The sequence below is a fragment of the Treponema sp. OMZ 305 genome, assembly GCF_024181325.1.
In the GTDB taxonomy this organism is placed as follows: domain Bacteria; phylum Spirochaetota; class Spirochaetia; order Treponematales; family Treponemataceae; genus Treponema.
On the sequence record NZ_CP051300.1, the window covers coordinates 1929136 to 1941716 of the forward strand.

The 12581-nt window shown below is 42.5% G+C and carries 15 protein-coding genes; 3 read left to right on the forward strand and 12 right to left on the reverse strand.

The annotated features are described in order from the left end of the window. Positions 1–2: 2 nt before the first annotated feature. A complete protein-coding gene (locus ABK01_RS08410) occupies positions 3–173 on the reverse strand; it encodes a hypothetical protein (RefSeq protein WP_006188141.1) in 171 nt (56 codons plus the stop codon). Between the two features lie 117 nt (positions 174–290). On the opposite strand from ABK01_RS08410, the gene ABK01_RS08415 reads away from it, so the two are divergent. The 3 genes from ABK01_RS08415 to ABK01_RS08425 all read left to right on the forward strand — a co-directional run bounded on the left by ABK01_RS08415 (position 291) and on the right by ABK01_RS08425 (position 2987). Continuing rightward, positions 291–1229, forward strand: coding sequence for a phosphodiester glycosidase family protein (locus tag ABK01_RS08415; RefSeq protein ID WP_253675318.1), 939 nt, complete (start codon positions 291–293; stop codon positions 1227–1229). Positions 1230–1305: 76 nt separating this feature from the next. Next, positions 1306–1821: a nitroreductase family protein gene (locus ABK01_RS08420; protein WP_212565058.1), complete on the forward strand. Its 516-nt coding sequence runs from the start codon at positions 1306–1308 to the stop codon at positions 1819–1821. A 92-nt stretch (positions 1822–1913) separates the two neighbouring features. After that, positions 1914–2987: an NAD(P)H-dependent glycerol-3-phosphate dehydrogenase gene (locus ABK01_RS08425; RefSeq protein WP_253675319.1), complete on the forward strand. Its 1074-nt coding sequence runs from the start codon at positions 1914–1916 to the stop codon at positions 2985–2987. A gap of 253 nt (positions 2988–3240) precedes the next feature. Here ABK01_RS08425 and ABK01_RS08430 read toward each other — a convergent pair whose 3' ends face one another. From ABK01_RS08430 to ABK01_RS08480, 11 genes are all read right to left on the reverse strand, one after another. Beyond that, entirely contained in the window at positions 3241–3891 is a 651-nt protein-coding gene (locus ABK01_RS08430) for a PAQR family membrane homeostasis protein TrhA (RefSeq protein ID WP_212565060.1), read from the reverse strand. A gap of 73 nt (positions 3892–3964) precedes the next feature. After that, the gene (gene rpmE, locus ABK01_RS08435) at positions 3965–4168 is read right to left on the reverse strand and encodes a 50S ribosomal protein L31 (protein WP_016524023.1); all 204 of its coding nucleotides are present in this window, start codon (positions 4166–4168) and stop codon (positions 3965–3967) included. A gap of 72 nt (positions 4169–4240) precedes the next feature. Then, positions 4241–5872 carry a transcription termination factor Rho gene (gene rho, locus ABK01_RS08440; RefSeq protein WP_212565061.1) on the reverse strand — a complete coding sequence of 544 codons (1632 nt, stop codon included), beginning with the start codon at positions 5870–5872 and terminating at the stop codon, positions 4241–4243. A gap of 293 nt (positions 5873–6165) precedes the next feature. Next, positions 6166–6678, reverse strand: a complete 513-nt coding sequence (locus ABK01_RS08445; RefSeq protein ID WP_212565062.1) for a CinA family protein — start codon at positions 6676–6678, stop codon at positions 6166–6168. Beyond that, positions 6678–7085: a bactofilin family protein gene (locus tag ABK01_RS08450; protein WP_212565063.1), complete on the reverse strand. Its 408-nt coding sequence runs from the start codon at positions 7083–7085 to the stop codon at positions 6678–6680. Before ABK01_RS08450 ends, ABK01_RS08445 begins: the two co-directional genes overlap by 1 nt. Continuing rightward, positions 7082–8719 (reverse strand): apolipoprotein N-acyltransferase, encoded by a 1638-nt coding sequence (lnt, locus tag ABK01_RS08455; protein WP_212565064.1) that lies wholly within the window; start codon positions 8717–8719, stop codon positions 7082–7084. Before lnt ends, ABK01_RS08450 begins: the two co-directional genes overlap by 4 nt. After that, positions 8706–9044, reverse strand: coding sequence for an HU family DNA-binding protein (locus ABK01_RS08460; RefSeq protein ID WP_253675320.1), 339 nt, complete (start codon positions 9042–9044; stop codon positions 8706–8708). Before ABK01_RS08460 ends, lnt begins: the two co-directional genes overlap by 14 nt. A 268-nt stretch (positions 9045–9312) precedes the next feature. Continuing rightward, complete coding sequence (gene rpsT / locus ABK01_RS08465; RefSeq protein WP_016524029.1) at positions 9313–9585, reverse strand: 30S ribosomal protein S20; 273 nt, start codon at positions 9583–9585, stop codon at positions 9313–9315. Between the two features lie 48 nt (positions 9586–9633). Then, on the reverse strand, positions 9634–10866 hold the full coding sequence (locus tag ABK01_RS08470; RefSeq protein WP_371922042.1) for a (p)ppGpp synthetase: 1233 nt from the start codon (positions 10864–10866) through the stop codon (positions 9634–9636). A gap of 67 nt (positions 10867–10933) precedes the next feature. Then, positions 10934–12001: a flagellar filament outer layer protein FlaA gene (locus ABK01_RS08475; RefSeq protein WP_253675322.1), complete on the reverse strand. Its 1068-nt coding sequence runs from the start codon at positions 11999–12001 to the stop codon at positions 10934–10936. Between the two features lie 67 nt (positions 12002–12068). Next, entirely contained in the window at positions 12069–12551 is a 483-nt protein-coding gene (locus ABK01_RS08480) for a GerMN domain-containing protein (RefSeq protein ID WP_253675323.1), read from the reverse strand. Positions 12552–12581 lie beyond the last annotated feature (30 nt).

Consider the following 12581-nt stretch of genomic DNA (forward strand, 5'->3'; position numbering starts at 1 on the left):
GACTATTTAAAATCTTTAGGTCGACGTTCAATACGATGACATTTTGCACATTCAGCGATATTTTTTATTTTTCCGTTTTCAACCATTGTTTTTAACACAACTTCACCGCCGCACGGACAGCTAAACTTCTGCGTAGCGACAGCAGTACGGGAGTTTTTACTTGCACCAGCCATACCTCAAGCCTCCTCATGAAAAATTTCGTCCCCTAATATAGAAAATTTATGACGGGCTGTCAAGTCCCTGAAAACTCAGGTTTTGTAATCTATTCTCTTTTATGATATACTCGCTTTATGTTACAAAACTATCCGGCGTTTCTCCAATCTGTACAGGCACGAGTGCACTATAAGCAAAAACTTTCCGAAGGCACACTTCCGGTATTCCCGCTGCTGATATTGGCGTGCTCTCTTTGGTGTTTTTCAGGATGCACAACTGTTCCTACCACCTACACGGATACGCCGTATCAGCCTATCACTCGGGAAGAAATACGCTGGCATCCTCTATCACCGGGTATTGAAGCAGCCGATATACATGATTCTCAGCTCCCGCTCATAGTCCATATTGTAAAAATAGATTTACTCAATCCGTCCATCTCCGTTATAACTTCGGAACCGGCTCTCTTTACAAACAACCGAGGGCGTATCCGCGGAGAAACGACCCGGGATTTTGCATCAAGGCACAATACAATCGTTGCTTTTAATGCCGCTCCATTCAAAACGCGATCGCTGCTTTTCAGCCTATACCGCACTATCGTCGGCATTCATGTTACGGATTTCCGGCGGATGAGTATGCCAAACGAACGCTACGGCGCACTGCTTTTTTATGCGGATAAAACTGCCCGTATTATCGATTCTCAAACGGAAGATGTCCTATCGGCAAGTGTCCGCCATGCAGTGGGGGGATTTTGGACAATCCTTCGGAACGGCAGCGTATTACCTCAAAAACTTCACCGCCGCGATTCACGAACTGCCGTCGGCCTTGCCGATAACGGGAAAACACTCTTCGTCGTAGCGGTAGAAGGGGAAAACAAACGGAAAAGCAAGGGGCTTTCTTTTGAAGAAACTGCAAACCTGATGCGGGAATTAGGATCCGACGATGCGCTTCAACTTGACGGCGGCAGTTCAAGTTCGTTGATTCTACAGGAAAACGGAGAACAGCGCATTGTATCTCCCACTCGTAACTTGAATATCCATATCCGTACTGCAAGTAACATCGGTATTGTTATTGAATAATGAGGTCGGTTCAATTTTAAGGTTTGCCATTATCTTATAAACGGTGTAAAATAGAGAGAATACGGAGGTAGCTCGTATGAATGAAGTGATCAATGCAATTTTAACGCGAGTAAGCATACGCACATTTACCGATCAAAGAATTGAAGATGAAAAACTAAAACTTATTGCCGACTGTGCAAAAGCGGCTCCAACGGGAAAAAACAGACAAGCGCGAAAATTTACGGTTGTACATAATCGGGAAAAAATTCAACAACTTGCACAGGCGATCGCAAAAGTGCATAACCGCAGCGATTACCATATATACGACTGCGATGCCATTCTCTTGATCAGCTTTACTGAGGATGATATATACGGCCAATGCGATTCGTCTTGCGCAATCGAAAATACGTATTTAGCAGCGGAATCTCTTGGATTAGGTGCGGTCTGGATAAATCAATTACGCGATAAATGCAATGAACCGGGAATCAGAAAGATACTCGATTCCTTCCATATCCCGCGAAATCATGTAATATGCGGCTTTGTTGCGTTGGGATATCCTGCAGAAAAACCGGCGCCGAAAGAACGAACGGAACCGGTAGAGTTTATACAATAGATCAACTCTAAAAACTGAGGTTTTAGGAGTTCCCACAACGAGCTGCTAAAACCTTGTCCAATTTTTTAGAGTTCTCGACAGGAAAATGTATTATGAATGAAAAAATCGCTATTCTCGGTGCGGGGTCATGGGGAACGGCAATAGCCTGCGCACTCGGTCGAAACGGACATCGCGTTATGCTCTGGAATCGGAGTGAGGATGTATGCTCAAGCATCAATACCGAGCATATTAATAAAAAGCATTTACCGAATTACGTCTTACCGCCAACAATCTCTGCCGATACCGATATGCAGGAAGTATGCAAAGATGCAGCGGTACTTTTTTTAGCAAGTCCTTCCCTCTATTTAATGGATGCCGTAAATCAGCTCTTAACGATTTCTCCTTTCAATATCGATACCGGTACACAGTCATATCCGCTCATCGCAGTGCTTACCAAAGGATTTATTCCTGATGAACACGGAGAGCCACACTTAATCATCGAATCCCTTGAAAACAAACTGCCCGATTTTTATCGGGATCACCTCGTCTATGTCGCGGGCCCGAGCCACGGAGAAGAGGTCGCTGCAGGAAAACTCACCGGCCTCATTGCCGCTTCAAAGAATCCCTTAAGCTCCATCCGGTGCCGCGAAATCCTTAAATCGCGCAGCCTTCTGGTATATTCCAGTCTTGATATCGTAGGCGTACAGGTATGCGCAGCGACAAAGAATGTAATTGCCATTGCATTCGGTATGCTTGATGCACTAACCGAACACTCCGACTTTTTCGGGGACAATACAGAATCTCTTTTATTGGCAGCCGGCTTAAATGAAATTCAGATTATCGGGAGAGCAATGGGCGCAACACATCCGGAAACATTCACATCGATTTCGGGGATCGGGGACCTTGATGTTACCTGCCGAAGTAAATACGGCAGAAACCGCAAATTCGGTCGAGGAATCATCAACGCAGCTGCCTTAGACACGTTTAATGGCATCGATGACCTTATTGCACGAATCGGAACTATCGGCTATTTACCGGAAGGCATCGTCGCATGCGCATACCTTAGTCAGATCGCCATAAAATACGATTTAAAGCTGCCGCTCTGCACCGGACTCTACAAAATTTTGAACAAAGAATTATGCCCGACGGAGTTTATCGAAAATCTTTTAAATGGAACAAAGAATTAAACGCATACAAGGCAATTGCATCAGACACTATCTTGAATATTCCACGGAATAAATAGGCTGTTCAACCAGAGTTTCGCTGCTATGCAGCTCAAATGGTTGCCTAGCCTATTTATTCCGCGATTTTATCTATTTGTCTGATGCAATTGCCTTTCTTCTAAAAATAAACTGCGCAAAATTTTATCCAAAATTTTGCGCAAAAGGAAAGCAGCCGCTTGAAATATCTGGTGCGATTACTCTTGCACCACACCAGACACTATATGCTGTAATAAATAGAAAAAAAGTGCATGATGCTTCCGGCGAGTACAAAGAGATGCCACACACCATGCATCCATTTTATTTTTTTCATTGCATAAAAAATGCAGCCGACGGTATAGAGTACACCGCCTAAAATCAAAAAACGGAAGCTTAATAGAGGGAGCTGTTCTTTAAGCGGCTTTGCAGCAAATATAATAAGCCACCCCATCGGAATATAGGTAACAACCGATAACACGCGCACTCTGCTCCCGAATATCGCATAGAGCACAATACCGACTACGGCTAATCCCCAAATAACGCCAAAGATAGACCATCCGACCGCTCCCCGCAGCGCAGTAAGACAGTAAGCTGTGTAAGTACCGGCGATAAGGATATAAATTGAACAGTGATCGAATATGCCGAATATCTTTTTTGTACCGAGCGGTAAAGCATGATAGAGTGTAGAAAACAAATAGAGAATAATTAACGAAGAACCGAATATCGTAAACCCGACAATGCACCGCGCTCTATATTCCTCAGGCGCATAATGAACGGCACGGATAATAAGGAGCACCAAACCGGCAATCGAAAGCAAGGTTCCAATGCCATGTGTTATTGCATTGACAATTTCTTCACCGGTTGTATATCGTTTTGTAATCATATACGCCATCATCGCCCCTATAAAAAACAAAACACTAAAACCTATCCGTTTTAGTGTTTTAATTCTATGGAATAACGGATTTTTAGTCTTTAATATTGTAGCGTTTCTTAAAGCGATCAATACGTCCGGCGGTATCTACCAACTTCTGTTTACCCGTAAAGAAAGGATGACAAGCAGAACAAATTTCAACTTTAATATCTTTCTCTGTAGAACGGGTCTGAATAACATTTCCACATGCACACGTAATCGTTGTTTCTACATAATTGGGATGAATATCTTTTTTCATTATAACACCTCTTACACACTCCTCCAAAAGGAGCACTACTTACCATTTCAGCATCAATCAGCCAGAGCCGTATTATTGCATGGTTCCGGAATTCATCAATTTCAAGAACACCTCATTATTCTTACTTTTCTTCATTTTGTCAAGAAGTAAGTCCATAATTTCGATATCATCCATCGGGTTAATGACCTTTCGTAACAACCAAATTCGCTGCAAATCAGCCTCGTTAATCAAAAGCTCTTCTTTACGGGTGCCTGACTTCTTAATATTGATTGCAGGGAATATACGGCGATCGGATAACCGGCGATCCAAGTTGATTTCCATATTACCCGTTCCTTTGAATTCCTCAAAGATAACCTCATCCATACGGCTGCCGGTTTCTATCAGAGCGGTAGCAATAATAGTCAAACTGCCGCCTTCTTCGATATTACGGGCAGCCCCGAAAAAGCGCTTGGGTTTATGCAGTGCATTTGAATCGACACCGCCGGACAGCACCTTACCGGAAGTCGGCACCGTTTGGTTATACGCACGGGCAAGGCGTGTGATGGAATCGAGCAAAATAACCACATCCTTTTTATGCTCAACCAGCCGCTTCGCCTTTTCCAGTACCATTTCTGCAACCTGAACGTGCCTTGTCGCCTGCTCATCAAAGGTTGACGAGATAACTTCACCGTGGACTGTCCGCTCCATATCGGTAACTTCTTCCGGACGCTCATCAATCAGCAAAACGATGAGATATACTTCAGGATGATTTTGCGTTATGGCATTCGCGATTTGCTGCATTAGAATTGTCTTACCGGTGCGAGGAGGAGCGACAATCAAAGAACGCTGCCCTTTTCCGATCGGACAAAACAAATCCATAATGCGGGTTGAGTAAAGTTCACTTGTTGTTTCCAGATTGAGTTTTTGGCGGGGATACAGCGGGGTAAGGTTATCGAAAGGAATGCGGCTTTGAGCAATGGATACATCTTCAAAGTTTACCGACTCAACCCGTAGCAGGGCAAAAAAGCGTTCTCCTTCTTTAGGTGAGCGGATTTGCCCGTATACGGTATCGCCCGTTTTAAGGTTGAACAAGCGAATCTGGCTCGGCGAAATATAAATATCGTCGGAACCTGATAAATAGCTATTCTGCGGCGAACGCAAAAAGCCGTAACCATCGGGTAGAATTTCCAAAGCGCCTGAGGCAAAAATAATGCCGCCGTTTTCGGTATGATGTTTCAGGATAAAAAAGATAATTTCCTGCTTCTTCATCGCAACCATATCTTCATGCGGTATACCGTACTGCGCCGCCAAATCACGCAAGGCATGCATACCCATACGTGTTAAGTCATTGATAACCAGTTTCAGTTTGTTTTCATTGTCTTCGGAACCGTTATTTCCATCTATAGCGGCGGAATCCGGCGTTCGGTTGTAGGTTCTCCGCATAGAAGATTGGCGGCGCGGTCTTTTCTCTCCCTCAGGAACACTTCCCTCACCGGTTGATTTTCTACGCATACGAGATCGTACTACTAATTTTTTTTCAGACGATTCATCGGGTGCCGCAGGATGTTCTACACCATTGTCTGTTTCATGTATAAACCTTTCGGTTTCAGAGGACACGGTACCCGCGGCCTCTTGTTGCTCAAGATTCAACTCAGGCTGTTCTGAAAAATCCGGAGCGGCTCCGTCAGCAGTAAAAGGCGAACGGCGTACTTTTAAGATTGTCATAAAATTTCTCCATAGTAAATTTTAATTAAAAAATATCAAGAAGATACGGAGTATTCTTTAAGAAAGATTAGCTTTGATAAGTTGGTTTAGAAAACACTGTTTCAAGTAAAAAAGCCTTTATTAGAAAGCATGAGTGTTTCCGTCTATTCCGCAATAAACTTTTTTAAATACTATCAGCTATTGCGAAATAAGAAATGCCAAAGTTACCGCCGATTATCCTCATATTAGAGTTAGTCGGCAACTCCTTTATTTTATCTTGTTATTTTTTCTCTTGTCAAGGGGATGCTATAACCTTATCGGTTTTGGCAACCTCTTTTTAATTGCTGCAATAGCATTTGCATTGCAGCAGTATAGGTCTGTTCACGAATCGCATCGCGCACACCGCTAAACAGATACTTTTCAGAATATACAAAAGCAGCATTTTCATTACTCGCACAGGCAATACACACCGTCCCCACCGGCAGTTTTGGAGTTCCCCCGTCAGGTCCCGCAAGTCCGGTTACTGCAAGAGCATAACCCTTCTTGCCCGAAGAATCCGAAGCAATGGCTAAGGCTCCTTTTGCCATTGCAACTGCGGTTTCAATACTTACCACGCCAAAGTCTTCCAAAATTTTGGCAGGAACATTTAACAGATGATGCTTTGCCTGCTCCGAATAGGTTACCCATCCGCCCCAAAAAACTTCGGAAGCGCCGGGCACATCCGTAATGTATTTTGCAATTAAGCCGCCTGTTAACGATTCAGCCGTTACAAGAAAAAGATTCTTACGTTTTAGCTCGTCAAATATATAATGAATTTGTGGAAACATTAGCTACGCAGCTTTTGCTTGAGTTGTTCGGGAGACATGGAAAAGAGATTCGCATCAATTCCGGCATTGTCTCGTATCATCTGTACGGCACCTTCAAATGATACATTGTCTGCAATCTTAATACGGGCTGCATGGACATCCCCATGCACAATGCTGCCGGCTTTCATCTCTATCTTATCGGCAGCAGTTAAAGAACCGTAAACAGTACCTTCAATAACGATCGAAGCGGCTCTAATATACTGAGTTTTACAAACTGCACCTTTTTCTATTAATAAAAAGCCTTGCGCATCTATAGCACCCGAAAAAGTACCTTGGATATGCAGGTCTTCAGTAAATTTCAAAAAACCGTCAAATACCGTCTCTTTCCCTAAAACGGTTAGTTTTTTTTCTTTATCGATTTTTTTCATGCAGCTTTCCTATGATTGAGTATAGCCCGTACCGAGCCGATAATCAAGAGGCAGACAGCCGCTATTGCTGCTATAAACCCTAAAACGTCGCCCCAAAGCACATACCATGTATTCGAGTTTGTTGTAAACACAGGAATATCAACGCATATATATCCTTCGATAAACGGCGAAAGCATCGCAGTAATATGCCCATGCGGACTAATTGCCGCGGTTTGACCCGATGCAGTTGCCCTCACCATCGGTAAGCGGGTTTCTACAGCTCGAAATACACTCATACTTAAATGCTGATATTGACAGGCAACGCTTTTCGCCCATGCATCATTTGACATATTGACAAATAACCTTGCTCCATGACGCGCAAAACGTCTCGTAATATAACCGAACGTATCTTCAAAGCAAATTGGAACGGAAAAGTTCAATCCGTTCACCGAAAAAACTGTTGGCTCGGTTCCTTTTTCCCAAAAATGAGTATCATTCGCAAGCAATGCGTCATAAATAGCAGGAAATGTTTTTTTGTACGGAAAATGCTCCGTAAAGGGTACCAAATGCATCTTTCTGTATTGCTCGGGCTGCGGTGGAAATACGTTCTCCTTAGGGCGGAATAGTAAAGCAGCATTATAATCGAGCCGATCTTCTATACTTGCACCGGTTGGCGCTTTTACGGCATCGTCATTTCCGATTAAAAACGGTACCGGTTTCGTATCAAGATAGGTTAAAAGCTCATGTACAAGCTCAAAGGTATTTCGATCTTCACGATACCGATAATGCCAATCGATACGGGGGATAAAAGCGGTTTCCGGCCATACGACAAGTGCAAGTTTCGGATTATCGGCGATGGCCTGATCCGACAGTGTTTTCAGCGTTTTAAAATCTCTTTTATACGCCTCAATTCCTCCTACCCATGGATCGGAGTTCGGCTGAATAAGTGCGATACTTGCCGTCGGGGCATCTTTGTAATCCCGCTGGACGGACACGCCGTAAATCAATGCTACAATGACACAGAGACACCAAATCAACGCAGAGGCACGCTCCCGATATGCAAATGTACGAAACTCACGGAACCAGTTTTGCACCGGCTCCTTGCAATGCGGTTTTATTCCGGCAGCTATCCAGGCAGATGGAAAGCAGACTAACGCAGAGACACCCCATACCCCGAAAATCGATGCAATCTGAATGAGGGGTATAAACTGCCACTGTGAATAACCGACCAAGCCGTAAGAAAAGCCAAGGAACCCAAGTGTTTTAATGTACTCATATCCAATCCAAATGAGCCATTGTACGATAAAACCGTATCGGGGAAAATAGATATCAGCCAATTTAAGCAGTGGAATCGTGAGCATGTAATAAAAAAAATATTCCAGCGCAACAATATACATTGCAAGCGGATGAAAGCCCCATAACCAATAACTGAATATACAATAATTAAGTACGCCGTAAACTCCGCCCCACAAAAAAGAAGAAGGGAGCGAAATTCTACGGACTAAAATGAGAAGTGGGATAAAAATAATATAGGCAAGGAATGGCAACCCTGTCGAAACTAAAAAACCGGGCTGCGAAAAAGCAAAAAGAGCAGAAGAACTTACAAGTAGAGCGACATTAACACCCCAATAGGCAAGTTTTCTACTTCTTTGCATTCGGTACTTTCTCCCCTACAATCGGATGAACAGCAGCGCCCAATATCTTTCCCGGCCGAAATACGACCACCGAATGATCCGTAGTATTCACTAATTCACCCGTTTTGGGATTTCGCATTCCCTTTCGCCCCTTACGGAATTGTACTGAAAACGTACCAAAACCGCGAATTTCTATTGTTTCACCTCGTTGCAAAGCTTCAAACATTTCTGAAAAGAACAAATCGCTTATAGAATGAATATCCTTCAACATGTGATCTGTTTTTTTATAAATTGCATCAACAATGCTTGTTTTTGTTTGTTTGCTTACCTGTTTATGTTTACTCATCTTTAACCTTCCAGACGGAATACAAAATTTTCTCTTAAAAGCAACCTTTCAAATAACAGTACAAAAAATCGGTTATATAAGAAACCAATTGCTGCTTTAAAAAGGCAGAAGCGTAAGGAGATGCCATTATATCATATTACCCGTTATCCTAATTGTATTCATCACCAAATACCAGCAAATAGAAACACAAACAATAACATCTTCCGTACTTCTATTGATAAAATCGAAAAAGGATAAGGGATAATGAAAATGTAAAAAGATAAATACGCTATTTTTGTGAAAAAGTTACATTATACAACTTTTGCATACGAGACTTTTTTCGTGCAGCGGCATTTTTTGTAATAATTCCCTTCCGAGCAGCACTATCGAGCTGATGCGCAAGTTCCTTTAATAAACTCATAGCAGATTCGGCATTTTTTTCAACAACAGCAAGCGTATACTTTTTAGCACATGTCCGTGCTGCCGACTTCACCGATTTATTATGGATACGGCGAACTTCACTCTGTTTATGACGTTTTATAGCAGATGCATTATTAGCCATTTAAAAACCTCCAATAAAATTGCTAGCATACAATACAGACTAATGATATTAAACCATATCGATCTTTTTTGCAATAGCCGCCCTTAATTTCTTTTCCTCTTCTAAAGGGAGTCCGAGCGCGGAAGCATTATCAAGATCATGCAAAGCCAAGATAAGCTGATTTTCTTGAAAATAAGCTAGTGCGCGCCTAAAATATACGTGGGCTTGATATCCGTTTATTTCAAGCGACTTTGTAAACATCGTAATTGCCTCTAAATTTTTATCCATCATCATCAATACGATACCTGCATAATAATACGAGCGGAAATTCTTAGGGTTTTCGTCAAGACTGGCAGAAAAATCCTTATATGCATTTTTATATGCACCTTGAGCAAAAAAAGCCATACCGCGATGTTTATAGACAATGGATGCAACCAATGCATTCGGTTTTTGATTTAATATCTTAGTGTACAACGTTTCCGCTGTTGGAAAATCTCCACGATTATGCGCTCTAATAGCATGGAAAATCATACTATCGATTGTTTCTAAAGCGGAAATATTCATCACTCCCTCATTGGATTTTTCCTCAATCTCTGAAGAATCACCGAGTAGATCCTTTGTGAATTCGTCGGCACGCGAATAAAACTGTTCACGCCGCTTATCAAGTTCCGTATTCAAACTATTTTGAGCATCTCTAATTTCTTGGAAGAGTATATCCGCGAGGCTGAGGCTCGCGTTAATTGAAGCAAACTTTCGTTTAAGCGGAAAATCAAAGGGAGAAAATTCAAATTTATAAATCAGCTCATGTTCAACTTCCGCCCACGCATCCTGTAAAATCGTTCTAATTTGGACTTCAAAGATCAGATTCTCAGGCAATAGTAGTCCTACCGTAAAACTTTCAGGAATATCAGCTAAAACATGAGTAGACTCATAACCGAATTCCCGAAAAGTACGGTCGGCACCTTTTCGCTCAACTTCTTTAACGGTAAAATTTTTTACTAAGATATTTTCTACTTCCCCGAGATTCTGCAAAAAGGGACATACAATCCGAATTCCAATCAAATCGGTTACAACAGGAAATTTAATTGACGGATCGGCAGGCGGAAATTTTAATAACTTTTCATAATAGCTGTCAAAACTTTTTACCCGCGTTTTATACGCAGGCAGTGCAGACACCTTAACGATTGAACGTAGATAATCTTCAAGACGTTTTAACAGAACAACAAAATGTGCATGATAATCGTTATATTGCTTTTTTAATTGATTTTTATCAGGTATCCACACAGTATTAAATGACATAATCAAACTCAGAGCAAAAAAATAGGCGGTATTCAATACCGCCTATTTGTATTAAGCAACTAATGCATTATTAGTTTGCAGCCTCTGTTGAATTTCCTGCTGCTGCAGAACCTTCAGAAGGAGTAAAACCTGCTTCGGTCGCCATCTTCTCCTGCTCTAAGAAGCGGAGAACTTGTGTTTGACCAAAGCGAGACATTTCAAGTTGCATACGCTCGTTGTTCATCTTTGTCTGGATACCCCAGATATCTTCATCAGCAAAATCGCGGACGGTGTTCAACACAGCTTTATCATAGATAAGCTTAACGTCTTTGAAGTAACCGACAAAAGGACCACCGTCATGCGCTGCATCACGAGTAACCAAGAACCCTTCAAAAGCGCTGAAAGGAAGCGACTTCGGATATACCGGATAGAGCCGAGTCTCGCGGGCACGCACGTCCGTTAAATATGCAGGGTTATTCCATACAAGCTCTTTCCATCCGTCAAACAGCAGATAACCCATGAAATAGCGCTTTACTTCATTCTTTTCGTTGCGAATAAGTACGTAAAGACCATGGGGGAAATTCATACCGTAAGTATTAACCGCAATAGACTTGATAACACCGGTATTGCGTACAACACCGTATCCGTCTTCAAAGCGGCCTTTTCCGGAAGCTTTTTCCTCATCGGTTGCTTCCTGAATATTTCCCTGATCATCAACCTGCGCAAGTGATTCATAGCTGGGAATATTGAAAGTAGGCTCGATTGTTGCGCTCGCGTTATGCGCCCACAGAGGGAACTCAATGCGGACACCCATCATGGTTTGACCGGCAAAGTTCTTCGCTTCATCGCTTACCTTTGCTTCAGTAGCATGAGAAACCGCAACAGCAGTCGGATTGCGAGAAGATGAGTTCAAAACGACTTCCCACTGACCGATAGCCAGAGATGTTCTCATCAGAGCCTTCTGCTCATCGGTGTAGGTAGAACCTGCGACGGTCGCATAATCCATAACCGTTCTGCGGTTCTGAGTCATAGCACCGTTCTTATCCGCAAGGATATCTGCGTTCAATAACGCAAAGTCAACCAAAATTGCTTCTTCAGCAACCGCAAATGCACCAATAAAGAGAAGTGCAATCGCTACAAGTATGCTTGTTCTTTTCATTCAAAAGCTCCTTTTCCTGTTAAGAATGCCCTGTTGTTGATAAGTATACGAAAGATACTTATTCTTGTCAACTCTTTTTATTATCGGTTGAACTATGATAATTTTTTACATAGGCCGGCACACCGTCAATATAAAAATAAACGGCTCCGATATTTTTACAGTTTACCGCAATATTCTTCCGCAGCAATGTATAGACGGTATGAAAGTCCGGAGCCTTAATATCCGGCGTTAAAACCTGTGCAGGAAAATCGATATATAATGCATTATCACGCACAAAACAACTGCGAAGGCGTAATTCGGGATCGGCAAAACGTAAAAAACGGTGATCGGCAGGACCGAGCAGCAATTCATTCACTAACGATACGGCAAACTCAGACTCAGACAACGGCGGCAAATATCGTTCTTCAATACCGATGCCGCCATCACTTTGTTGAAAATACAAAAGCGTACGCTCCTGTTTAGAACTCGTCATATACGATAAAAACAACATTCCGGCAATTACGCTAAGCAGCAGCCGGCATATCAGCCTCGGCTTTGTAAAAAAATTCATCTCAACCTTACCTATCAGGGTAATCGCATC